This is a genomic window from Thiomicrorhabdus aquaedulcis, assembly GCF_004001325.1.
Taxonomy (GTDB): Bacteria; Pseudomonadota; Gammaproteobacteria; order Thiomicrospirales; family Thiomicrospiraceae; genus Thiomicrorhabdus; species Thiomicrorhabdus aquaedulcis.
The window spans coordinates 398,333-421,904 of the sequence record NZ_AP018722.1 but is presented as its reverse complement, the minus strand read 5'-3'; the positions used below and the strand labels follow the sequence as shown (position 1 = coordinate 421,904).

21 protein-coding genes and 1 tRNA gene are annotated in these 23,572 nt (G+C 46.9%); 5 read left to right on the top strand and 17 right to left on the bottom strand.

The features are described 5' to 3' along the window. Positions 1-50: 50 nt before the first annotated feature. The gene (locus EP181_RS01855; RefSeq protein ID WP_127470144.1) at positions 51-629 is read right to left on the bottom strand and encodes a hypothetical protein; all 579 of its coding nucleotides are present in this window, start codon (positions 627-629) and stop codon (positions 51-53) included. After that, complete coding sequence (parE, locus tag EP181_RS01850; protein WP_127470143.1) at positions 622-2,502, bottom strand: DNA topoisomerase IV subunit B; 1,881 nt, start codon at positions 2,500-2,502, stop codon at positions 622-624. Before parE ends, EP181_RS01855 begins: the two co-directional genes overlap by 8 nt. A gap of 116 nt (positions 2,503-2,618) precedes the next feature. On the opposite strand from parE, the gene ung reads away from it, so the two are divergent. Next, positions 2,619-3,425: a uracil-DNA glycosylase gene (ung, locus tag EP181_RS01845; RefSeq protein WP_232023476.1), complete on the top strand. Its 807-nt coding sequence runs from the start codon at positions 2,619-2,621 to the stop codon at positions 3,423-3,425. 29 nt (positions 3,426-3,454) lie between these two features. Here ung and EP181_RS01840 read toward each other — a convergent pair whose 3' ends face one another. The 9 genes from EP181_RS01840 to glyQ all read right to left on the bottom strand — a co-directional run bounded on the left by EP181_RS01840 (position 3,455) and on the right by glyQ (position 10,310). Then, positions 3,455-4,138 carry an OmpA/MotB family protein gene (locus EP181_RS01840; RefSeq protein ID WP_127470142.1) on the bottom strand — a complete coding sequence of 228 codons (684 nt, stop codon included), beginning with the start codon at positions 4,136-4,138 and terminating at the stop codon, positions 3,455-3,457. A gap of 24 nt (positions 4,139-4,162) precedes the next feature. Further along, positions 4,163-4,378 (bottom strand): hypothetical protein, encoded by a 216-nt coding sequence (locus EP181_RS11970; protein WP_194073981.1) that lies wholly within the window; start codon positions 4,376-4,378, stop codon positions 4,163-4,165. A gap of 20 nt (positions 4,379-4,398) precedes the next feature. Further along, positions 4,399-4,989, bottom strand: coding sequence for a cell envelope biogenesis protein OmpA (locus tag EP181_RS01835; protein WP_194073980.1), 591 nt, complete (start codon positions 4,987-4,989; stop codon positions 4,399-4,401). 48 nt (positions 4,990-5,037) lie between these two features. Next, entirely contained in the window at positions 5,038-5,865 is an 828-nt protein-coding gene (locus tag EP181_RS01830) for a motility protein A (protein WP_127470141.1), read from the bottom strand. Between the two features lie 48 nt (positions 5,866-5,913). Then, positions 5,914-6,312 (bottom strand): lysophospholipid acyltransferase family protein, encoded by a 399-nt coding sequence (locus EP181_RS12170; protein ID WP_232023475.1) that lies wholly within the window; start codon positions 6,310-6,312, stop codon positions 5,914-5,916. After that, positions 6,258-6,653, bottom strand: coding sequence for a lysophospholipid acyltransferase family protein (locus tag EP181_RS12165; RefSeq protein ID WP_232023474.1), 396 nt, complete (start codon positions 6,651-6,653; stop codon positions 6,258-6,260). Before EP181_RS12165 ends, EP181_RS12170 begins: the two co-directional genes overlap by 55 nt. Further along, positions 6,650-7,201: a D-glycero-beta-D-manno-heptose 1,7-bisphosphate 7-phosphatase gene (gmhB, locus tag EP181_RS01820; protein WP_127470140.1), complete on the bottom strand. Its 552-nt coding sequence runs from the start codon at positions 7,199-7,201 to the stop codon at positions 6,650-6,652. The genes EP181_RS12165 and gmhB overlap by 4 nt, the downstream gene beginning before the upstream one ends. A 155-nt stretch (positions 7,202-7,356) precedes the next feature. Continuing rightward, entirely contained in the window at positions 7,357-9,429 is a 2,073-nt protein-coding gene (gene glyS / locus EP181_RS01815; RefSeq protein WP_127470139.1) for a glycine--tRNA ligase subunit beta, read from the bottom strand. After that, positions 9,429-10,310 (bottom strand): glycine--tRNA ligase subunit alpha, encoded by an 882-nt coding sequence (gene glyQ / locus EP181_RS01810; RefSeq protein WP_127471731.1) that lies wholly within the window; start codon positions 10,308-10,310, stop codon positions 9,429-9,431. Before glyQ ends, glyS begins: the two co-directional genes overlap by 1 nt. Before the next feature lie 115 nt (positions 10,311-10,425). On the opposite strand from glyQ, the gene EP181_RS01805 reads away from it, so the two are divergent. The 3 genes from EP181_RS01805 (at position 10,426) to EP181_RS01795 (ending at position 13,343) form a co-directional block, all read left to right on the top strand. After that, positions 10,426-10,647 (top strand): sulfurtransferase TusA family protein, encoded by a 222-nt coding sequence (locus tag EP181_RS01805; RefSeq protein WP_127470138.1) that lies wholly within the window; start codon positions 10,426-10,428, stop codon positions 10,645-10,647. 155 nt (positions 10,648-10,802) lie between these two features. Beyond that, complete coding sequence (locus tag EP181_RS01800; RefSeq protein ID WP_232023473.1) at positions 10,803-12,125, top strand: M23 family metallopeptidase; 1,323 nt, start codon at positions 10,803-10,805, stop codon at positions 12,123-12,125. Then, positions 12,126-13,343 carry an anhydro-N-acetylmuramic acid kinase gene (locus EP181_RS01795; protein ID WP_127470137.1) on the top strand — a complete coding sequence of 406 codons (1,218 nt, stop codon included), beginning with the start codon at positions 12,126-12,128 and terminating at the stop codon, positions 13,341-13,343. It begins immediately after the preceding gene. A 79-nt stretch (positions 13,344-13,422) separates the two neighbouring features. Here EP181_RS01795 and EP181_RS01790 read toward each other — a convergent pair whose 3' ends face one another. The 3 genes from EP181_RS01790 to argC form a co-directional block, all read right to left on the bottom strand. Further along, on the bottom strand, positions 13,423-14,607 hold the full coding sequence (locus EP181_RS01790; RefSeq protein WP_127470136.1) for a citrate synthase: 1,185 nt from the start codon (positions 14,605-14,607) through the stop codon (positions 13,423-13,425). 17 nt (positions 14,608-14,624) lie between these two features. After that, a complete protein-coding gene (gene erpA, locus EP181_RS01785) occupies positions 14,625-14,966 on the bottom strand; it encodes an iron-sulfur cluster insertion protein ErpA (protein WP_127470135.1) in 342 nt (113 codons plus the stop codon). Positions 14,967-15,120: 154 nt separating this feature from the next. Beyond that, positions 15,121-16,176, bottom strand: a complete 1,056-nt coding sequence (gene argC / locus EP181_RS01780) for an N-acetyl-gamma-glutamyl-phosphate reductase (protein WP_127470134.1) — start codon at positions 16,174-16,176, stop codon at positions 15,121-15,123. A gap of 209 nt (positions 16,177-16,385) precedes the next feature. Here argC and hemH point away from each other — a divergent pair, with 209 nt between their 5' ends. Further along, a complete protein-coding gene (gene hemH / locus EP181_RS01775; RefSeq protein WP_127470133.1) occupies positions 16,386-17,504 on the top strand; it encodes a ferrochelatase in 1,119 nt (372 codons plus the stop codon). Between the two features lie 256 nt (positions 17,505-17,760). Here hemH and EP181_RS01770 read toward each other — a convergent pair. The 3 genes from EP181_RS01770 to EP181_RS01760 all read right to left on the bottom strand — a co-directional run bounded on the left by EP181_RS01770 (position 17,761) and on the right by EP181_RS01760 (position 23,550). Next, positions 17,761-17,837: transfer RNA gene (locus tag EP181_RS01770), tRNA-Arg, on the bottom strand. Positions 17,838-17,939: 102 nt separating this feature from the next. Continuing rightward, positions 17,940-20,585, bottom strand: coding sequence for an EAL domain-containing protein (locus tag EP181_RS01765; RefSeq protein ID WP_172959661.1), 2,646 nt, complete (start codon positions 20,583-20,585; stop codon positions 17,940-17,942). Positions 20,586-20,589: 4 nt separating this feature from the next. Then, positions 20,590-23,550 carry a chemotaxis protein CheB gene (locus tag EP181_RS01760; RefSeq protein ID WP_172959660.1) on the bottom strand — a complete coding sequence of 987 codons (2,961 nt, stop codon included), beginning with the start codon at positions 23,548-23,550 and terminating at the stop codon, positions 20,590-20,592. Between the last annotated feature and the right edge of the window lie 22 nt (positions 23,551-23,572).

Here is a 23,572-nt window from a genome sequence, read left to right as displayed (position 1 = left end):
TGATAGGGCTTTTTTTTTGCACGGCGACTGGCTTAATGGGTGTATTTCGCTTACTTACACACCTCTGTATACGGCGCTAACAGTGGTTTTAAGCCGTTTAACGAAAACACATAATCGCGCACGCCAATTGATTTATGTTCAAGGCGAATATCGATTTGCTGGCCGTTCTGCAATGCATCGAGCAATTGGTTGTAGTGCGCTTGCATCTGTTGCAAATTGGCCAGTTTTAGCTTGGCGTTGCCGGTTGCTAACTCAAAACGCACTTTGTTAGAGTACTCTTCGGCCGTATCCACCACCGTCACAATGCCTTGCAAGGCAATGGCTTGCACCACCCCGTCAATTTTATAGCTTACGCTTAATAGCCGTGGCGACTCTAACAGCACCGCATCGTTTAGCAACACCATTTGCACCATTACAAATGGCGACATTTCGCTGCAGCTCACGCCAAAAAACACCTCTTTATTGGGCATTTTGGTAAACAACTCTATGTCACTTACTTGTTCTTGCGCCCCGTGGTAAACGCTTAAATGGTAATCTTGCATACTTTGGGTTTGCGCCGCCCAAAGAGCCGGCGCAGTTGTACAGAGTGTGACTGCCCAGACGCTCGCCATTTTTTTAAACTTAAACATCGGCTAAATCTCCCTTGTCTTCAAGCCAAATTTTTCGGTCTGGGGCGCGTTTTTTGGCCAAGAGCATGTCCATAATTTCATTTTCGTGCAAGCCCAGTTGCAAGCGCACCAAACGGCGGGTTTCGGGTAACATGGTGGTTTCACGCAGTTGACTTGGATTCATTTCACCCAAACCTTTAAACCGCGTTACCCCAACTTTACCGGGCATTTTTTCGGCCATAATGCGGTCCAAAATGCCTTGGCGTTCAGCTTCGTCCAGCGCGTAAAACACCCGTTTGCCCACGTCAATTCGATACAACGGCGGCATGGCCACACAAATGTGCCCCATCTCGACCAATTTAGAAAAGTGTTTTACAAACAGCGCGCAAATTAACGTGGCAATGTGCAAACCGTCCGAATCGGCGTCGGCCAAAATACAAATTTTACCGTAGCGCAAACCGCTTAAATCGTCCGACCCCGGATCAACCCCAATCGCCACGCTAATATCGTGAATTTCTTGCGAGGCCAAAACGTCAATGGATTCGACCTCCCAGGTGTTTAAAATTTTGCCGCGCAACGGCATAATGGCCTGAAAATTTTTATCGCGCGCTTGTTTGGCCGACCCACCCGCCGAATCGCCCTCAACCAAAAACAGCTCGGTGCGGGTTAAATCGTTTTCGGTGCAGTCGGCTAATTTACCGGGCAACGCTGGACCCGAGGTGATTTTTTTACGCGTGACTTTTTTAGATTTACGCGAACGATTGGTGGCGTTTTGAATCACCAAATCGGCAATTTTTTCGGCCACGTCGGTGTGTTGGTTTAACCACAAACTCAGCGCGTCTTTAACCACGCCCGAAATAAACGGCACACATTCACGCGACGACAAACGCTCTTTGGTTTGCCCCACAAATTGCGGCTCGCGCACTTTGGCCGACAGCACAAAAGCGACGTTTTGCCAGGCGTCTTCGGGGGTGATTTTTACCCCGCGCGGAATCAAATTTCTAAACTCGCAAAACTCTCTAATCGCGTCGGTCGCCCCGGCGCGCAAGCCATTGACGTGCGTGCCGCCTTGTGGCGTAGGTATTAAATTAACGTAACTTTCCATTAAGGTTTCACTGGGTTCAACCAACCAAGTAATCGCCCAGGCCACGCCTTCATTGGGTGCATGACTTTCACCCATAAAGCCGTCTGCAGGAACACGTTCTAACCCGTTAAGGGCATCGTTTAAATAGTCTTGCAAGCCGTTTTCGTAAAACCATTGCGTGGTTTCTTGACTAACCTCGTCAATAAACGTGACGCTTAAACCTGGGCTTAACACTGCTTTGGCGCGTAATAAATGCTTAAGTTTGCCCAGCGCGTATTTGGGAGTATCAAAAAATGCCGCGTCAGGCCAAAAGCGCACAAACGTGCCGGTATTTTTTTTGCCTACTTTACCGGTTATGGTTAAGGGCTCAACCACCTCGCCATTTGCAAACGCGATGCAATGCACTTGCCCTTGGCGTTTAATTTGCACTTCAACCCGTTTGGACAGGGCATTAACCACCGAAATACCCACGCCGTGCAGCCCACCCGAAAACTGATAGGCTTTATTAGAAAACTTACCACCGGCGTGCAGGCGCGTCATAATTACCTCAACCCCCGACACGCCTTCTTCGGGGTGAATGTCTACCGGCATACCGCGGCCATTGTCCAGCACACTCATCGATCCATCGGCGTAATGGGTAACGGTAATTTCGTTGGCGTGACCGGCTATGGCTTCGTCTACGCTGTTGTCGATGACTTCTTGCGCCAAATGATTAGGGCGCGTGGTGTCGGTGTACATACCAGGGCGCTTACGAACGGGGTCTAATCCCGTTAACACTTCTATTTCTTGGGCATTGTAGTTTTCACTCACCGTGAAGACTCCTAGTGATAAAATGTGGCGATTGTAATGACGCAAAATCATAGCACATTGAACGCTCGAATGCGCGCCTTGACCAGGCCTGGTAAAAGCCACCATAAACCATTAAAGTGCACTCCAACGATGTTTTTAGAACCGAATTACCCAAAATGACCTTACACCCACAACAAACTTTAGAGTTTGAAAACAATGTCCAGCCAACACAAGCAGCGCCAACTCTGCAACCTAAGTTATGGCGTAAAACACCGCCGTTAGAGGCCAGTTGGTTAAACGCACTGTCAGCCGAATTTAACCAAGCTTATTGGACACAATTAGTGGCGTTTTTACACGCTCAACAGCAATCAGGCAAGACCATTCTGCCCCCCGCTGAACACTGGTTTAATGCCCTAAACACCACACCGCTTAACCAAGTCAAGGTGGTTATTTTGGGGCAAGACCCTTACCCCACGCCCGGCCACGCGCACGGTTTGTGTTTTTCGGTACAGCCAAGGGTTAAACCTTTGCCAAAGTCGCTGGTTAATATTAATAAAGAATTGTTGGGTGATTTAGGCGTTGATAATCGTCATAACGGCTGTTTGCAACCTTGGGCGCAACAAGGGGTATTATTGATTAATGCCGTCTTAACCGTTGAGGCGGGACGAACCAACTCGCATCAAAATCAAGGTTGGGAAGCGTTTACCGATGCGGTGATGAGCGCGGTAAACCAGCACAGCCCACATTGCGTGTTTGTGTTGTGGGGTGCCTACGCACAAAAAAAGGCGGCGTTAATTGACGAAGCCAAACACACGATGATTATGAGCCCTCACCCTTCGCCCCTGTCGGCGTATCGTGGTTTTTTTGGGAGCAAACCTTTTTCGGCTGTTAACGCTGCTTTACTGGCGCATGGGCAAACACCGATTGATTGGCGCTTACCTTAGACAGCCCCCCCTAAACACCAAGCAACGCTCTAAGGCGCATCTTGTTTTTGAAAACTGGCGGTAATTAACACTTCTACTCGTCTATTATTGGCTTTGCCTTGCACGGTTTGATTGCTGTCGATGGGTTGATGTTCGCCATACCCGGCCACCGAAAACAGTTGCGACGGCAAGCCGCTGGCGCTGTGCAGCGTTTGCATAACGCTTTGCGCCCGCAGGGTGCTTAAAAACCAGTTATTTCTAAGGCTCGAACGTGGATCAATCGCGTCGTTGTCGGTGTGACCTTCGACATTGACCTCAATACGCATCACCAAACCATCGCTTTTTGCGTGCTCAATCACCTCGCGGCTTTGCGCTTGGCTGTTAAGCGCAAACAGCGGAATGGTGGGCAATACTTGCCCCAGTGCCATGAGTTCACTTTGCAGGGCGGCCGATGGTTCAAACCCGCCGGAAATAAAGGCATCGGGCTGATTAATCACCAGCACAATCCCCCGCGCATTGCGGTACACCTGCACCATTTGCAATGGCGTTTGCGCCATTTGGGCTTGCACGTGCTCATACGATGCGGTGACTTGGTCGTCTACCCAGCGCTGTAACTTTGAGATTTCGCCTTTATTAAGCGCAATCATCATAATAAAAAAGGTAATCAGCAAGGTCACCACATCGCCAAACGACAGCAACCACGACGATTTTGCGCGTTCCATTGTTAAACTCATGGCAAAACCTTCATCGTGCAACCCTCATGGCAAAAAACTCTGTGCGGTGTCCGGTTCACGCAACACTTGACCGGGAGCGGGCATGGGGTCTTTTAACACCAATTGCGGCAATAAATACACTTCTACCCGACGGTTTAAGCCGTCGGTGGGGTCGGCCATAATGGGCCTAAAACTGCCGTAGCCGGCAATGGCAAAGTAGGTTTTGGGCAACCCGGTGTAAGTAGCCAGTAAATCCATCATGGCGTAGGCTCTAAAGGTGCTTAGCTCGACGTTATTTTAAAGCGTGCCGTGGGCGCTAAGGGATTGGAGTCGGTGTGCCCTTCGATGCGAATAAAAATTTTAAATTGGTAGCCAGCCGCTTCAATGCCTTTAATGAGTTTTTGATGCTGCGTTGAAAACTGCTCTAATTGCATGGCGCTCAACAAGTCGCTTAAACTGCGAATGTAGGGAGTATACCTGGGATTAATTTGGGCGCTGGCCGAGTCAAATAACAGCGTATTGACAATGAGATTGGCGGGCAAGGTATAACGAATTCCGCTGGTTAAGGTGTTTTCGATGTTTAACCAACCCAGACCCTCTTGTTGTTGATAGCGGAGCGATTCTTGATGCAAAATATTGACCAATTTTTGGTAGTTGCGTTTGGGGGTAGAGCCTTCAAGCTCAATCAGGGAAATAATCAAAATAAAAAACGCCAGCAACGAGGTAAACAGCGCAATGTAGGTAAACAGCCACAGACGTTCACGTTTAATGCGTTGCAGCTCGGCGGCGTTGTCGGTTGGATTATTGACCAGGCCTGGTGAGTTTACCGCGGTCTTTTTTTGCGTTAGCCGCGCCAGTAAGAGCAGTGACATAACAAACTCCTCTTTTAAACTATTCAAAATTAAACTATCCAAGATTAACTATCTTAGCGATTCCAATCGGAGCTTGGTTTTTTCGTTTACAAAGGCCAATAATTGCTCTTTAATCAGCAACGGTGATTCGGTCTTTTTAAGCCCCATCACCCCGTGAATAATAATCTCGTTACGCAACACTTCGGCGTCAGACAACACTTTGAGTTTGCCGGCAATGGGCAAAAAAACCAGATTTGAAAACAACACGCCATAAAACGTGGTCACCAACGCTAACCCCATGCCGTTTAATAAACTGCCCAGCATGTCGTTACTTTGCGCCGTACCGTAGGGCGAAGCGTCACCGCCACCCACCTGCGTGGTCATCATAATAATAAGCCCCATGACCGTACCCATCATGCCAAATGCAGGGGCGTAACTGGCCATATTGCCATACACTTCTTGGCAACCCAAATGACGTAAGCGCATGTTTATTAGGCGATTTTCTAAACTCTGCTTGAGCATTTCGGCGTCGTTGTAAATGAGCATTTCGGTGAGCGAAAACCGTAAAAAACGGTCTTGGATAGAATCAATTTGATGTTCGATGGCCAACAGGCCTTTTTGTTTGCTAATGTGGCTTAAGTGCACAATTTCTTCAATGACGTCATCACTGCGTGCCGGTTCGCTGGCAAACACCTTAATAAAACCGCTAAACACACACCCCACTTGGCGCATGGGGTAGTTTATAAAAATAGCCGCCAGTGTACCGCCCAACACCAAAGCCAGGCCTTGCCAGTTAAAAAAGGCGTAAATAAATTGGCCTTGCTGGTAGTCAATCATGCTCAAGATTAAAATAATCAGACCAATCATCACCCCTAACACGGTGGCAAGTTTGCTCATAGCACTCTTCTGTTGGGTTATTTTGTTGGGTTTATACGTTAAACCCGGTTAAAAACCTCCTGTCTTGGTGCGGTTTGCACTCAGGTTAAGATGTTCTTCTAACCACTGTTCAACGTGTTGATTAATGTTTGCAACCGACATAGTGCTTACGTCCAGCGGCGGACTGATCACCACCGTAATGGTGCCAGGGCGTTTTATAAACCGATTTTTAGGCCAAAAGCGTCCGGCATTGTGCGCCACCAAATACACCGGCGCGTGGGCTTTGCTGGCCAACATAGCGCCACCAATATTCACCTTACCCAGCTCACCTGGCGGCATGCGCGTGCCTTCGGGAAACACCACTACCCAATCGCCTGCATTAAGACGTTGTTTGCCTTCATTAATAAGCTGGTTTAACGCTTGACGACCCGCTCCACGGTCAATGGCAATGGGATTAAGCAATGCCATACCCCAGCCAAAAAAAGGAATCTTAAGCAGCTCTTTTTAAGCACGTAAGCGTGACGCGGAAAAATCGCCTGAAACGCCAAGGTTTCCCAAGCCGATTCATGTCTAGCAAGGATTAAGCCAGCTTGCTCAGTTTGAATGTGTTCTGCCCCATGCACCTCGTAGCGCACCCCGCATGTTATGCGCAACCAAAACAGGCAAAACTTGGCCCAATAGTGCATAAATTGATACCGCGTCGCAAACGAAAACGGCCGGGTAAGCTGGCCTAACACCGAAAACAACACCAAACTAACGCCCTGCCCTAAGGCAAATAACACCGAACGCATAAACCAAATTATTTTCATTTTAAAATATCCTCTACCGCCGTGTATAAGTCATCAAACACCGTTACTTGCTGTAAAAGTGGGTGCTGGGTTTGCAAGGTGCGCTGACCTTTGCCGGTTTTAACCAAAACAGGCTGCATGGCTTTGCCCAAGGCCGCTTGCACATCGGCCAAAGTGTCGCCCACCATGGGCGCACCCGCCAAACTCAAACCAAAACGTTGTTCAATGGCCTGCAACATGCCCAGGCCTGGTTTGCGCGAGGGCGAATGGTCGTGGGTTAAATAGGGTGAATAACTCACCCAATCCACACCCTGACCCCCTTTAACGCCCAAACTTACCAGGCCTGCTTGCATTTTTTGATGCATGGCGCTTAAGGTGTGACGTGAATAATAGCCACGCTTTATACCCGATTGATTGGTGGCCACCGCGACCCACCAGCCATGCGACTTTAAGCGCGCAATTGCCTCTAAACTGCCGGGCAAAGGCCGCCATTCATCGGCACTTTTAATAAACTCGTCGGCATCGTAGTTAATGACGCCGTCGCGGTCTAACACAATGATTTTTTGCACGCTGAACACCTTGATAGCTTTGCATGATTGAATAAAGTTTAATGGTTTTAAAACACAAATTCCCGCTAAACGGGAATGTGTGTTACTAACTTTAGCCAGACTTAACCAACTTTAACTCAACTTCAACCCAACGGCCGCCCATTACAAGCGCCCGATTACAAGCGAGAGATGTCGGCGACTTGTAAAAACAGTTGGTAAATTTGATTGAGCAACGCCAAACGGTTGTTGCGTACCGCTAAGTCGTCGCTCATGACCATGACGTCGTCAAAAAACGCATCGACTTCACCGCGAATCGTCGATAAAGACGCCATCGCCGCTTGATAATCGCGTCCAGCAATTTGATTGCTAACGGTTTCGCGCAACGCGTCAAGCGCATGCCACAGTGCGGTTTCGGCCGGTTCGCTAAACAAGTGTTCGTCAATGGTGTGCGGCACAGTGCCTTCGACCTTTTTAAGCAGATTGCTAATGCGCTTATTGGCCGCACTTAAACTGGCCGCGCCGTCCATTTGACTAAACGCTTTAATGGCCTCAATGCGTTTGGCAAAATCAATGGGGTGCGCGGGTCGACACACGCGTACCGCTTCAAACTGCTCGGCACTGATGCCTTGATCGGCGTAATAGGCGCGTAAACGCCCCACCATAAAATCGTAAATATCATTAATTAAAATATCGCTGCTTTCAACCTGAGGGTGCGATTCAAGACCGTATTGAATCAACAGGCGTAAATCTAAATCGAGGTTGTTTTCAATCATAATGCGCAAACAACCCAAGGCCGCACGACGCAATGCAAACGGGTCTTTGTCGCCCGTGGGCAACTGGCCTACGCCATAAATACCGGTAATGGTGTCTATTTTATCGGCAATAGCCAAGGCTTGCGCCACCGCCGATTGCGGCAGTGCGTCGCCGGCAAAACGCGGTTGATATTGCGCATCAATCGCCTCGGCCACGCTGGGGTGTTCGTTTTGTGCGGTGGCGTAATAGCGTCCCATCACCCCTTGCAGCTCTGGAAATTCACCCACCATTTCACTCATTAAATCGCACTTTGACAACCGCGCCGCGCGTTCACATAAGGCGGCGTCTACCCCTAAAGGCCGACCAATTTTGACCGCTAAGCAGGCCAAACGCTCTACTTTGTCGTACAAAGTACCCAACTTTTGCTGAAACACCACGGTTTTTAACCGTGGCAACAAGTCGTCGAGCGGGTGTTTACGATCTTGATCCCAAAAGAATTTAGCATCCGCTAAACGTGGACGAATCACCCGTTCATTGCCCGAACGCACCGCGTGCGGGTTGGTGCTTTGAATATTACTCACGGTAATAAACTTGGCCATCAGTTTGCCGTTTGTGTCCAGCATGTGAAAATATTTTTGATGTCCCGCCATCGCCGAGATTAACGCTTCGGCTGGCACGCTTAAAAACTGCTCGTCAAAATCGCCCACCAACGCCACTGGCCATTCGTTTAACGCGGTAACTTCGTCCAACAAAGCGTCTTCAATCACCGCTTCACCACCAGCTTGCTGGGCGACTTGCTCAACTTGTTGGCGAATTTTAGCGGCGCGTAATTCAAAATCGGCCTCGACAAAACCTTGCGTACGCAAGGTGCTGGCGTAGTCGTGCGGGTGCGCGATTACCAACGCGCTGGGCGCATGAAAACGATGCCCCCGCGTGGTGTTGCTGGCGGCATGGCCCAATACGGTGGCCGGAATAATATGATTGCCCAATAACATCAAGACCCAATGCACTGGACGCACAAATTCAACGTCCGAACTGCCCCAGCGCATGCGCTTTGGAATGGGCAATTTGGCCAACGACTGGTTAACAATATCGGGCAACAACGCCACAGCCGACTGGCCGATTTGTTGCACGTTGTAGGCCATCCAAATGCCTTTATCGGTATCAATTTCAATTAACTCATTCACACCAATACCCAAGCCACGCGCAAAACCTTCCAGCGCTTTGCTGGGTTGGCCACTGGCATCAAATGCCGCTTTTTTGGCCGGGCCTTTACGTTCTACTACCGTATTGGCTTGCTGAGTTTGTAACCCTTCAATTTGCACCGCCAAACGACGTGGTGCGCCATACCATTTAACCGCGCCAAACGATAGTTGCGCATCACGCAGGCCGGCTACAATGCCGTCACTAAAGGCTTGCGCCAGGGTTTTAAGGGCTTTGGGGGGCAGTTCTTCGGTACCAATTTCAACTAAAAAAACATCGGTTTGTGCGGTCATTATTGAGCCTCCTGTGCGCTTTTTACCAGCGGAAAGCCTAAGGCTTCGCGGCCTTCATAATACGATTGAGCAATTTGTCTGGCCATGGTGCGCACGCGTCCAATAAAGCGTGCACGTTCGGTCACACTGATGGCATGACGTGCGTCTAACATATTAAAAGCGTGCGAGGCCTTAAGCACTTGCTCGTAAGCGGGCAACGGCAATTTGGCTTCAACCAACTGGGCAAAAATCTGTTCGCATTCATCAAAGGTTCTAAACAAAATGGCGGTATCGGCTTTTTCAAAGTTGTAGGTGGACATCTCCACTTCGTTTTGGTGAAACACATCGCCGTAGGTGACTTTACCGTCTGGCCCGTTTACCCAGGTTAAATCGTATACGCTGTTGACCCCTTGCAAATACATGGCAATGCGCTCTAAACCGTAGGTAATCTCGCCCGTAATGGGACGACATTCTAGGCCGCCCACCTGCTGAAAATAGGTAAATTGGGTGACTTCCATGCCGTTAAGCCAGACCTCCCAACCCAAGCCCCACGCGCCCAACGTCGGCGATTCCCAGTTGTCTTCTACAAAACGAATGTCGTGTTCGAGTGGGTCAATGCCCAACATTTCTAACGACTGTAAATACAGTTCTTGAATGTTGTCGGGCGACGGTTTAAGCATGACTTGAAATTGATAATAATGCTGTAAACGGTTGGGGTTTTCGCCGTAACGACCGTCGGTGGGTCGGCGGCAAGGCTGCACGTACGCGGCACGCCATGGCTCAGGGCCAATTGAGCGCAAGAAGGTGGACGGGTGAAACGTGCCCGCCCCCATTTCATTGTCGTAAGGTTGCATCACCACACACCCTTGCGCCGCCCAAAAGGCTTGTAGGGATTGAATCATGCCCTGAAAGGTGCGAATATCCGTTGCTGCTGTTGCCGACACGTGCTTATCCTCTAAAATAAAATGGCAGCAATTATAGCGTATTTTGTGAGTGTGTTAATTAGGAGTCTTAAAGATGTTTCAACATTTAGTCAATGCGAGGGGCTTAAAATGTCCGATGCCGGTCATTAAACTACAACAACAAATTCGTTTAACCAGGCCTGGTGAAGTGGTTTGTATTGAATGCACTGACTCAGGCGCACTTAGCGACATTACCGCTTGGTGCCGGGTAAACAAACGAACAATTGTAAGCGCCGAATCGACCGATTTTGGGGTGCGAATACTTATTGAAGCTTAAGCGCAAACCTATGAATAACACACTAAAGTACCCTATAAAATAGAGCATTAGCGCAACAAGCCAAACGACTTTGGCGCGCATTAATTGGACGTTGTCACTCAACAGTGCGCGTATTTTCTGTATAATGCACCAAATTTAGAAACCCTGGTTTTATTATGAAAAGCTCAATAGCCCCAACCAAAATGATTAAATTCGTAAAATTTGCTGGGTTAACAATGGTGGTTAGCGCTCTGCTTATTGCCGCAACCCTGCCCACTGTTTCTGTGGCCAACTTGCCAGAACGTCAAGAGTTGCCTTTGCCCAACGTTAACAACGACGCACCAATCCAGAAGCAAACCAAACCAGCGCCCTCCAACCGACCAGCAGGTTGGGTTAAACATCACATTAAAATTGGCAAAAATGAATCCTTGGGAACCGCTCTTAATAGCCTAAAAATTTCGGCCAACACCACTCATAACATTAGCACCTTAAAAGACGGTCATCTGCTTACCAACTTAAATGTAGGGGATGAGCTAGTGGTGTGGGTTGATCAAAACGACACCTTACAAAAAATTCTTTACCCCAAAACTCAGCTACTGAGCTATGAATTAATTAAAACCGACACCGGTTACAGCATTGATGAGAAAAAATCCAACGTTGAAATTCGCACTCAAACCGCTTACGGCACCATTAATAATTCGTTTTACGTAGACGCGCAAAACGCCGGTTTAAGCGCCAAAAGCATTATGAGCTTGTCGGATTTATTTGGTTGGGACATCGACTTTTCGCGCGAGTTGCGTGAAGGCGACACGTTTAAAGTCATTTACGAAACACGCTACCTTAAAAACCAATACATTGGCGATGGCGATATTTTGGCGGCACAAATCACCACCAACAACCGCCAAACCCGCCACAACGCCTTTATTCAGCGTGACGCCAAAAACCAACTGATTGGCTATTACAATGAAGAGGGTAAAAACCTTAAAAAGGCGTTTTTACGCAGCCCTGTTGACTACGTTCGCATCACCTCAAAATTTAATCCAAAACGCTTTCATCCAGTGCTTAAAGAGTGGCGTGCGCATCGCGGTGTCGATTACGGCGGCCCCATTGGTACGCCTATTCGCGCCACCGGCAATGGTAAAGTGGTGTTTGCTGGCTGGGGCAAAGGCTATGGCAATCACGTTAAAATTCAGCACGCGGGTAAATATTTAACCCTGTACGGTCACCTGTCTAAATTTGGTAATTTTAAACAAGGCTCCACCATTAAACAGGGCGATATTTTGGGATATTTAGGCCAAACAGGCCTGGCCACAGGGCCGCATTTGCATTACGAATTTAGAATTAACGATGTGCACGTTGACCCACTTAACATGAAATTTCCTGGTGACGTTCCTTTAGACAAAAAATATCACGCCAGCTTTACCAAGCAAGCAAAGTTTTTGTTGTCGCAATTAGACCGCACCGATGCCAAAACCCATCTTGTACAAAATTTCGAATAAATGCCTCGTCACTCTGCGTCTTTAACCCCATGCAACACCGCACATAAAGCCCAATACTACATTGGACTTATGTCGGGTACCAGTGCCGACGCGGTTGACGCAGCACTGGTTAAATTTGAAGGCAACACCATTGAACTCATCGACTTTCACAGTCAACCACTGCCAAGTGACCTTAAGCAAACTTTAATTGATTTAAACAACCATCCCAACATTGCGCTTGCTCAGTTAAGCCAGCTATCGGTTGCAGTAGCTCAGGCCTTTATTGCCAGTGCCCACGCATTATTAACTCACAGCGGCTTTAAAGCTCAGCAAATTTGCGCTTTAGGCAGTCATGGGCAAACCATTTTTCACGCTCCAGACATGCCCATGAGTTTGCAAATTGGCCACCCCGCACTCATTGCCAAAACCTTAGGCATTACCACCGTAGCCGATTTTAGAATGGACGACATGGCGGTAGGGGGTCAAGGCGCACCGTTTGCGCCGGCGTTTCACCAACCGCTGTTTGCGGCTAAAGGCCTGCAAAAAGAGGCGTCTGGCTCAATCCAAGACGATTATTTTGTGGTTAATATTGGCGGCATTGCCAACATCAGTTTTTTACCGGCTAACGGCTTAGTGCTGGGGTTTGACACTGGCCCTGGCAACGCGTTAATGGATGAAATATGCCAACATCATTTTAACCAACCCTATGACAGCAATGGACAATTGGCCGCACAAGGCACGATAAACGCCACGCTGTTAAGCGCGCTGCTTAACCATTCTTACTTTAGCCAACCCGCCCCCAAAAGCACAGGACGAGACGTATTTAACCAGGCCTGGTTAAATCAAACACTAAAACAACACGCTTTAGAAGACCTAAATGCACACACTGTTTTATGTACATTGTGTGAACTTACCGCACAAAGCATCGCCCAAAGTATTTTAAAAACCTATGAGCAGCATACTCTCGCGCCAGCGGCGACTTTATCCAAATTAAACCCTTGCCTGGTTTGGGTGTGCGGTGGCGGTGCGTTTAATGGTCATTTAATGCAGCGATTGCAGCACCATCTGCCCTTTTTTAGCGTAAGCAGCTCGCAGACTTGCCACATAAACCCACACGCGATCGAAGCTATGATGTGCGCTTGGCTAGCCAAACAACGAATCGAACATAAACCCGTGGCGTTATCAGCCGTAACCGGAGCCACACGCGATGTAATTTTGGGCGGAGTGTGGATGGCCTAAGCAAATACCTTAAAAACAAAAAAGCCCCGCATCAAAAGATTGGTGCGAGGCTTTGCAAACTCATATTATAAAAACAGCTCTAAACTTGTGGCATTTTCTCACGTTCGTGGTCGCTACCACGTTGCTCTACTGGCACATATTGCGCCTGCTCACAACCCGTGTAAATTTGCGTGGGTCTAAAAATCTTATTGTTTTGCAACTGCTCGCGCCAGTGAGCCATCCAGCCGGCTGAACGCGCTACGGCAAAAATAGGCGTAAACAATCCAGGGTCAAACCCCATCTCTTTGTACAAAATACCCGAATAAAAATCGACATTGGGATAAACACCTTTGTGCCCCAATAACTCTTCACAAACACGCTCTACTTCGAGCGCTGTTTCAAACGCCACGCTTAGTTTGGCCGAACGATCTTTGAGCAACTCGCTAGACAACTTTTGCAAAATGGTTGCGCGCGGGTCTTTGGTTTTGTATTCGCGATGTCCCATACCCCAAATCACTAACTTTTTAGCCAAACGCTCTTCAATGTAAGGTCGAACGTTTTCAGGCGTGCCTATTTTATCCAGCATTTCAATGACTTTTTGATTAGCGCCACCGTGCAATGGTCCCGACAACGAAGCGATTGCCGACGAAATAACCGAACACGGATTAGCCAATGTTGAACCCGTTACCATCGTGGTAAAGGTTGAGGCGTTAATGGTGTGTTCGGCGTGCAAAATTAAAATGGCGTCTAACAACCGAGCCCAATCTTTGTCGGGTTCTTGACCGTTCACCATGTATAAAAAGTTTTCGGCGTAGGTTAAATCTTTACGCGGTTCAATAGGGTCGTAACCGTTGCGAATGTGTTCCCACATGGCCACCAAAGTACCCATGTGGGCGATGATTTTAACCGTTACATCGTTAATGTAATCTTGGTTTTCGGTCGCGCCTTTCATGTATTCGGTACTAGGGTAAAAACTGGCTAAACTGGCCACCACCACTTGCAGCATGTGCATAGGGTGCGTTGTGGGCGGCAGGTTTTTCATAATTTCACGAATATTGTATTTTACCCGACGATTTTGACGCAATTTATGATCAAAATTGGCCAACTCTTCAGCGGTGGGCAAGTGTCCAAACAGCAATAATAGCGTAGTTTCTTCAAACGACGAATGCTCGGCTAATGCCTGAATATCGTAGCCACGATAGGTCAACAGACCTTTTTCGCCGTCAATAAACGAAATTTGCGATTCTGTGGCCGGAACGCCGGCTAACCCTGGAATATACTGCATAGACAAACTCACTAAACTTAAACGCTAAACGACGAGCCGCAACCACAGGTAGTGGAGGCGTTGGGGTTTTCAATCACAAAACGAGCCCCTTGCAAATCTTCTAAATAGTCAATTTTGGCACCGACTAAATATTGAAAACTCATGGAATCGACCAATAACGTCACCCCCTCTTTTTGCACAATGGTATCGTCGTCGTTTTGAGTTTCATCAAACGTAAAGCCGTATGAAAAGCCCGAGCAACCGCCACCGGTAATGTACACACGCAATTTTAAATTGGGGTTTTGTTCGTCTTCAATTAACCCACTGACCTTAGAGGCCGCGGCATTGGTAAAGGTTAACGGCGTTGGAATATCTGACATTTTCTGCATCCTTTGTATTAACTAAGGGGAAAAACTCGGTGGTTATTGGTCATTTGATGCAAGAGGCTTAATAGCCCCTTACACAACTAATAGACATTGACCAGGCCTGGTAGTATATCAAAAAACCTTATTGCAATGATGAGACCTTTGCACGTTACGGCAACAACGCCACCACGTGCAACCCAGCGGTTTCATCTAACCCAAACATAATGTTCATGTTTTGAATGGCTTGACCTGACGCACCTTTTACCAGGTTATCAATAACCGAGGTTACCACCACCACATCGCCACCCTGTGGACGATACACCGCCATGCGGCACATATTAGAGCCTTTTACCATCCGCGTATCGGGAAAACTATTGGCTGGCATCACATCCACAAACGGCTCTTGCGCGTAAGCGTCTTCAAACAAAGTTTGTAAATCTTGCTGTGAAACATTGCGCGTTAACTTGCCGTACAAAGTCGCCTCGATGCCGCGAATGGTCGGAATTAAGTGCGGCACAAAAGTGATGTTAACATTGGCATCCACCATTAAGTTTAAACCTTGTCTAATTTCGGGCAGATGACGATGACCGTTAATGCCATAGGCTTTAAAACCTTCGCTGGTTTCGGCCGCTAACGAGTCCACTTTGGCTCCGCGCCCTGCTCCGCTGATGCCCGACTTAGCATCGGCCACCAGATGGTCAATGTCAATTAAACCGGCTTTTAACAATGGCATAAAGCCCAACTGCACGGCGGTAGGATAACAACCCGGGTTGGCTACAACTCGTGCCGTTTCGATTTTGTCACGATTTATCTCGGGCAAGCCATACACCACCTCGCTCATCACTTCGGGGCAGGTATGCGCCATGCCGTACCAGGTTTCCCAAACGTTTAAATCGTCAATTCTAAAGTCGGCAGCCAAGTCAATTACGCGTACGCCGGCGGCTAATAAATCGGGCGTCATGCTCATGGCCACTCCGTGTGGTGTGGCAAAAAACACCACGTCACATTGGGTTAACACCGCTAAACTTGGCTCGGAGAATGCCAAATCGTAAAAACCACGTAAATTAGGAAACAGATCAGCGACCTTTAATCCCACTTCGCTGCGCGAGGTAATGGCCATCACCTCGGCATAAGGATGATTGGCCAATAAACGCAATAACTCAACCCCGGTGTATCCGGTGCCACCCACAATGCCAACTTGAATTTTATGCGACGAGCTTCCCATGACGTGGTTCCTTTAGTGTAAATTTAAGAGACGTCATTTTAACCAAAAACCCAGTTAAAAACTCTGTTTTAAACCGATAGAGTCTGTAAAATAAATTTTTAAATTTTCGTGCGGCTTGCACACAACCCAATCAAACGTTTGGTTTATATTCGGTTTATCTTCGGTTTACCTTTTAAGCCTCATTAACACTCAAACTCGGGAGAGTCGTTTTGCTCTATCAATCTTACACCAACTACCAACATGGTTCGGCCAGTGCAACCGGCGTGCTTATCACCAACTTAGGCACGCCAGACGCCCCCACCAAAGCGGCGTTAAAACGCTATTTAAAAGAGTTTTTATCCGACACGCGCGTGGTTGAGCCGCCGCCAGCACGCTGGTTATGGAAATTAATTTTAAACGGGATTATTTTAAACACCCGCCCCGCTAAATCAGCTGAGGCCTATGCCTCTGTATGGGACAGTGAAGGCGAAGGTGCGCCATTATTAAACATTGCCAAGCGCCAAGTTGAGGCAATTGCCCAGCGCGTACGCCCTCACTTTAAAGGCCCGGTAGAATTTGAACTGGGCATGCGTTATGGCAATCCATCCATTGCCAGCGCGTTGCAAGCCCTGCAAGCCAAAGGCTGTGAGCGTATTATTGTGCTGCCACTGTATCCGCAATACGCTGGTGCTACCACGGCATCGACCTTTGATGCGGTCACGACCGAGTTGCAAAAATGGCGCTGGATTCCCGAAATGCGTTTTATCAACCAATACCACCGCGCACCCAGCTACATCAAAGCCTTGGCCGCCAGCATTCGTGAGCACCAAGCCATTCATGGTCAACCGCAATTATTGGTGATGTCGTATCATGGCGTGCCACAGCGTTATTTGGACAACGGCGACCCATATCATTGCGATTGCCACGTTACCTCGCGCTTATTAGCGCAAGAATTGGGCTTGAGCAAAGAACAATACAAAGTGACATTTCAGTCTATTTTTGGCCGCGAAGAGTGGATTAAACCCTACACCGATGCCACCATGAAAGCCTTACCAGGCCTGGGCATTAAAGATATTCAGGTTATTTGCCCTGGGTTTTCGGCCGACTGTTTAGAAACCATTGAAGAAATTGGCGAAGAAAACCACGAGTATTTTATGGAATCGGGCGGCGAAAAATTTAGCTACATTAAATGCCTAAACGACCGCCCTGATCACGCCGATGCGCTGGCCGAACTTATTCTGCAACACACCCACGGCTGGTACGAGCGTGACGGCTTTAACGCCGCACAAGATCAAGCAGAACGCGACACCGTTAAGCAAAACGCCCAAGCCATGGGTTGTCCTTTTTAAACAGCGTAGCCTATAACGAATAAGGCCTTTGTAAAAAGGCCTTTATTCACAAACTGTGGTTAATTCTAGCCCAGTCCAAACAAGTCACAGCAAGCCACAATAAACCACAACAAACGATAACAAGTGGTTCAAACTCTAAGAATCGTCATCAAACATAAAAACGGACAGCACCGCAATGATGAGACCTTTGCATGAGCGCGAGTGAATGGACGAATAAAAAACGATTAAAATAAGAAAAACAAAGAAGGTACAAAGATGGTGCGCTTGAGAGGATTTGAACCCCCGGCCTTCCCCTCCGGAGGGGGACGCTCTATCCAGCTGAGCTACAAGCGCATAGTAAGAATGCCGTATTATAAAGGTTTACGACAATTTTAAAAGCACTATATTTAACCACCCGCCTTGTTAAGAGCAATACAACAAACGCGCAAACGCTTACTACTGATTACGCGCTTGTAACCAATTTTTTAGCGCTTGAATGTGCATAGGCTTGGCAAACCAATAACCTTGTGCCGTGTTTGCACCCGCTTGTTTAAAAAAGTTGGCCTGCTCAAGTGTCTCCACGCCTTCTACCACCGTATTAAGCTTGAGTGCTTTTGCCATGGCAATAATGGCGTGACACACGCTCGCGTCTTGATGATGGTCGATAACGCCTTTAACAAAAGACATGTCAATTTTTAACCTTTGCAGTGGCAAATTTTTAAGCGTGTTAAGCGAAGAATAATCTGTACCAAAATCGTCTAAAGCCAGTAAAACCCCCATTGCATTGAGTTGCTCAAAAATATTCCTTACTTTTTCGGGCTCGTGTATAGCAACCCTTTCTGTTAACTCAAGCTCTAAACAGGCCGGTTTTAAAGTGGGGTATCGCTCCAAGTGCCTTTTAATTCGCCCCACAAAGTTGGGGTGAATAAACTCACGCGCAGAAATATTTACGCTAATACAAGGCGCAATAAAACCTTCTGATTGAAGGTGGCTCAAGGTGTCTAAACTTTTTTGAATGACCCAGTCAGAAATCTCAACAATTAAATCGGACTTTTCGGCAATGGGAATAAAAATCGCTGGCGACACTTCACCTAAATCGGGATGCGTCCAGCGCAACAGAGCCTCGAAACCTTCAACTTGCTGGGTTACAAACGAAATTTGCGGCTGAAAAACCAATTGTAATTGCTGTGCCAATATGGCGTTACGCAACGCTACATCGATGGTAATAAACTCTTGCGAGGTTTTAATCATCCAATTTTCAAAGACCGTGCAACTATTGCGGCCATTGGTTTTAGATTGATACATCGCCACGTCCGAATATTTTAGCAATGAGTCAAAGTCTTGCGCATGTTCGGGATAAATAGCCAAACCAATGGACGCTGAAATATTCATTTCTAAGCCGTCAATAAAATAAGGAGCAACCAAAAGTGATACAATTTTTTGTGCTGTGTAAAGAGCTTGCGTGCTGTTAATTTCATCCAGCATTAACACAAACTCATCACCTCCAATACGGCTTAATGTGTCTTGTTTGCGAATTTGATCCAAAATTCTGGACGTGACTTTTTTAAGTAATGCGTCCCCAGCATCGTGACCGTAAACGTCGTTGATTTCTTTAAAGTGGTCTAAATCAATGTACAAAATAGCAAATTCTAATTCGTTGCGATCAGCCTCTCTTATTTTTTGCTCTACACGCTCGCGCAATAAAAACCGATTGGCCGTGCCGGTGAGAGAGTCGTAAAAGGCTAAATATTGAATCTCTTCTTCGGCGGCTTTGCGCGCAGTAATGTCGCTAAAAACACCTAAATAATGTGTAACTTGGCCAAACGAATCGTACACCAAACTAATGGTTAAAAACTGCGGGTAAACATCGCCACTTTTGCGTCGGTTCCATATCTCACCCGACCACTTACCGTCAGATAAAAGTGACTGCCACAAGGATTGGTAAAAAGACAAAGGGTGTTTGCCAGAGGCTAAAATTCGTGGATTTTTGCCTATCATTTCAATTTCACTAAAGCCAGTAATCGCCTCAAACGCATGGTTAACCGACAGTATTTGCTGATTATGATCGCATATTAAAATACCTTCCTGCCCCTGTGAAAAAACCTGTAAGGCAATTTTTAAACGAATTTCACTCATTCGCTGTTCGGTAATGTCTAACGAAATACCCGCGACTGCATAAATTTCATTATTAAGATTTTTGAGGGGAAACTTATTGCTTAGATAATAGCGCTGATGTTCTTGATGTAAAAAACCTTCTTCAAAACCAATAGAGTGTCCGGTTGAAAAGACCAAGCCGTCATTTTCAAAATGCACATTGGCATCTTGTGAGTTAATGATATCGACTCTATTTTTTCCTATGATTTCAGACGTGTCGCTTAAACCCATCTGCTCAACCATTTTGTTATTGGCTAAAATGCATTGCCCCTCGCGGTCAAATGCGTAAATTAAAGTTGGGCTGTTGTTAATAATGGATTCAAACAATTGCCATTGCTCTTGTTTAGCAACTTCTAGGCTTAAATCGGCCAGCAAAATTATAAATTTATGCTCCGATTGCGCTTGCATAGAATCAATAGGCAATCGAACCAAATGGGCGGCCACCAACTGGGTGCCTTGTGCGGTATAGACCTCCATTTGCTGCTCTGATATGGTGTGTGTGTGCCCCTGAGTTAGCCGATGCGCCAGCCAGCTAGCGCCTTCTTGCGCTATATAACGATAAATAGAGTGATTAACCAAGTGCCGACGTTGGGACAATACCAGCAACCGCATGGCTTCATTATTAACCTGAACAATCACCCCCATTGAATTTAACACCAGGGCTGCCATGGGCAATGATTCAAACAGCATTTGATACAGTGTTTGACTTAATTGCAGTTGAGTTTGCGCTAAGCGTAATGTTTGATTTTGAATTTCTAATTCGGCTTGATAAATTCGCAACTCTTCAAACACACTGTCTAATGTAGCCTGTTGTATTTGGGTAATGCCCTGCAATTGCAAATCGCCGTTAGACAATGCCTGCAAGGCTTTTTCACGCAACGAAGAGCGTTCTTGCTCAGTAAGTGTATTGTGGCTTGGATCCGGTTGATTGTTTAAACGTTCACTCATGAGATTATTCATCAACCCAAGCTGTAATATTGTTGTGACTCACCACCACGCCGTATTCGTACTGACCTAAAATGGGCGCTACATTCATGACAAACCAGCGTTTTTCGGTTGGGCTATGGCATGGATATTTGTGGCTAAAAAAGGCAAGTCGACCTTCTAAAACGCCTTTAACCCCAAAATAGGCTTTTTGGGCAGAAACAAGGTCGGAATTATCGTCCCCTTTATTAGAAGATGTTTGAGCCGACTCGTCTAAAATCTGACAGGCTTCTAAATAGTTACTGCCCTCAGCCGAATGCAATAAAAGTGGGTCGCCGTTGGCTTTGGCAAAACGACGCCATGCTTCATTCACCATGGCAATGCTGCCATCGTGAGCCAAGACCGCCAAATGCTCAGGTAAGGCGTTTAATATGGCTTGTAGGCGCAACTTGTCTTGTATGGCACTTACATCGGTAAAGGTGGCTACTGCGCCAGGAAGATGAGATGAAGGCACATGGTAAGGCAAAATTCTAAGCAAATAAGTGTGGCCGTTTTCACTGCTCACTTCTTGCTCAAACACCCGTCCGGTTTTGAGCGTGGTTTCAAAATAATGGGTTAAATCAGTGTCGTGCAACGTGTGCCTAATATCGCTTAATGGCCGCCCAATGTCGGTGTCGCGTAATTTAAACAAACCCACTACATCGGCGGTAAAACGCGTTATTTGCAATTGCGGATCTACAAAAATAGTGGCCACGCCCACCGCTTTAGCCATACTGTCTAAATCGGCATTTGCTTGATTAAGGCGCAAAACTTTTTCTTGAAACTCAGCATTCACCGTATTCATTTCTTCATTAACCGACTGGAGCTCTTCATTAGAGCTTTGAAGCTCTTCATTAGAGGCCATCAACTCTTCGTTGGTGGCTTGCAACTCTTCGTTAGAAGTTTCTAACTCTTCAATCGTAGCCTGAAGACTCTCACGCGTGGCCGCTAAGGCTAGCTGTAAAACCTCTATGCGCTCACTGGTTTGAGCGTCAATATCAACCACTTTAAAATCTATGGCCGATTTGGACATTTGTTCTTCAAACACCACCAGCGCATATCGATCATCTGACTCAATGTGTACCGGCCTTACGCAAAGCCGTAACGTTCGTTGTGATTGGTCATTGGCTTTTAACGTTACCATATCAGAATAAAGCGTGGTTTTATCCTTAAAGGCTTTGTACAGCAAAGCCGACACGACCGACACCAGCACCTCGGGCAAAACACGATTAATGTCTAAGCTGGCCGAACCTTCACGCAACTTTAAATACGATTGCAAGTCGCCAAAAATATGAATGACTTCATGGCGTTCATTCACCAAAATAGACGGTGGTGCATAGGCTTTTAACAAACTTGCCGTAGACTCATCTATCAGTGAAATGTCATTTAAAACCCGCGTTCTTAAGTTGCTTTTATTGCGTTTAACCACTTGTGGAAGATATAAACTATTTTCACCAATATTAGCCTCGAGCACAAAAGGCAGGCTAGCTTGATTTCTCTGAAATAATTTATATTTATTGCTTAAGGTGGTAAAACTTTTGTTCATTCCCCCCAAAGACTCACTAGACCCTAAAAATAAATAGCCTTCTGCCTTGGTGGCATACTGCAATCGGTGCAATGCTTTAACTTGGGCTTCGGCTTTAAAGTAAATTAAGGTATTGCGGCAAGAAACTAAATCCATGCGCGTAAACGGAGGGTCTACCAGCAAATTATGGCGCGCAAAGACAACGCATTGTCTTAACTCAGGCTTAATGGTAAATGACGACCCCGTTTTATAAAAAAACCGCTCTAAGCGTTCCGGAGTCAATTCGGCGGCAATCGATTCTGGGTACTGTCCTGCGGCGGCCATTTCTAAAATAAGCGGGTTAGCGTCGGTTGCAAATATTTTTAAATTAGGCCAACGTTTTTCCTGCTCAAACGCCTCCATAAACAGCATAGCAATCGAATAAACCTCTTCACCCGTAGCAACACCCGCTGACCAAACTCGAATCGTTTCGCCCGCAGGGACTTTTAAAACGATGTTGTGCACAGCCACTTTAGACAACTCAGCAAACGCTAACGTATCTCTAAAAAAGCTGGTGACAGGAATAAACAACTCCCTACGCAAATTAGCAACTTCAACAGAGTCTTCTTCTAGTAACAGGGCGTAATCTTGAACATTAGCGATGCGTTTAACCTGCATTCTGCGCTCTAAACGGCGCGAGACTGTGGCCATTTTATAATCGTGAAAATCCACACCACCTGACTGGGCAAGGCGTTGAAAAATCATTTCTAATGCCGAATCTTCGTCAAAGGGTCTTTCATTAATGGCCGCAATGGGCAAGGCAACCTTTTTTTGTGGGTTGATGGTATGGGCGATAATGCGCGCGGCCAAGGCTTCGGCCGGTAAAATCTCATCTACCAGGCCTGTTGCAATCACACTGTTGGGCATGCCATCAAACTTAGCAGAGGCAGGTTCTTGGGCTAATAAAAATCCACCCTCGTCATTAATCGCGTAAGCCCCACGAGTACCATCTGAACCAGTACCCGACAAAATTACGCCAATAGCGTGCGCGTGATAATTTTCAGACAATGAATTTAAAAAGATGTCGATGGGCAGCGTAAAAATGTGCGGTGATTTTGGTGTGAGTTGAAAATGATGATTTACAATTCTCATTAAGGTACCAGCCGGAATTAAATACACGCAATTGGCGCGTATTAACATACCATGCTCGACCAGATGAATAGGCATTTTAGTGTATCGTGATAATAAATCGGCCATCATGCTTTTATGGTCTGGTGATAAATGTTGCACCACCACAAACGCTAAACCTGAATCGTAAGGACACGTCGAAAAAAAGCGTTCTAAGGCTTCTAATCCGCCGGCTGAAGCACCGATTCCCACCACATAACCCAAAAACGTTTCTGAGCCCATTTCGTTCTGTTCAATTTTTTTACCTGGTCGTTTCATTGCCCTTCCTTAAAAAACCACT

Coding starts and splice junctions, on each gene's coding strand:
- glyQ (WP_127471731.1), bottom strand. CDS start 10,310: ATGATTCAATCCCTACAAGCCTTTTGGGCGGCGCAAGGGTGTGTGGTG.
- EP181_RS01840 (WP_127470142.1), bottom strand. CDS start 4,138: ATGAGTTTAACAATGGAACGCGCAAAATCGTCGTGGTTGCTGTCGTTT.
- erpA (WP_127470135.1), bottom strand. CDS start 14,966: ATGTCAGATATTCCAACGCCGTTAACCTTTACCAATGCCGCGGCCTCT.
- argC (WP_127470134.1), bottom strand. CDS start 16,176: ATGGGAAGCTCGTCGCATAAAATTCAAGTTGGCATTGTGGGTGGCACC.
- EP181_RS01795 (WP_127470137.1), top strand. CDS start 12,126: ATGCCTCGTCACTCTGCGTCTTTAACCCCATGCAACACCGCACATAAA.
- EP181_RS01835 (WP_194073980.1), bottom strand. CDS start 4,989: ATGTCACTGCTCTTACTGGCGCGGCTAACGCAAAAAAAGACCGCGGTA.
- EP181_RS12165 (WP_232023474.1), bottom strand. CDS start 6,653: ATGAAAATAATTTGGTTTATGCGTTCGGTGTTATTTGCCTTAGGGCAG.
- EP181_RS01790 (WP_127470136.1), bottom strand. CDS start 14,607: ATGCAGTATATTCCAGGGTTAGCCGGCGTTCCGGCCACAGAATCGCAA.
- EP181_RS11970 (WP_194073981.1), bottom strand. CDS start 4,378: ATGATGGATTTACTGGCTACTTACACCGGGTTGCCCAAAACCTACTTT.
- EP181_RS01760 (WP_172959660.1), bottom strand. CDS start 23,550: ATGAAACGACCAGGTAAAAAAATTGAACAGAACGAAATGGGCTCAGAA.
- EP181_RS01830 (WP_127470141.1), bottom strand. CDS start 5,865: ATGAGCAAACTTGCCACCGTGTTAGGGGTGATGATTGGTCTGATTATT.
- EP181_RS01800 (WP_232023473.1), top strand. CDS start 10,803: ATGAAAAGCTCAATAGCCCCAACCAAAATGATTAAATTCGTAAAATTT.
- EP181_RS01765 (WP_172959661.1), bottom strand. CDS start 20,585: ATGAGTGAACGTTTAAACAATCAACCGGATCCAAGCCACAATACACTT.
- EP181_RS12170 (WP_232023475.1), bottom strand. CDS start 6,312: ATGGCATTGCTTAATCCCATTGCCATTGACCGTGGAGCGGGTCGTCAA.
- EP181_RS01805 (WP_127470138.1), top strand. CDS start 10,426: ATGTTTCAACATTTAGTCAATGCGAGGGGCTTAAAATGTCCGATGCCG.
- EP181_RS01855 (WP_127470144.1), bottom strand. CDS start 629: ATGTTTAAGTTTAAAAAAATGGCGAGCGTCTGGGCAGTCACACTCTGT.
- glyS (WP_127470139.1), bottom strand. CDS start 9,429: ATGACCGCACAAACCGATGTTTTTTTAGTTGAAATTGGTACCGAAGAA.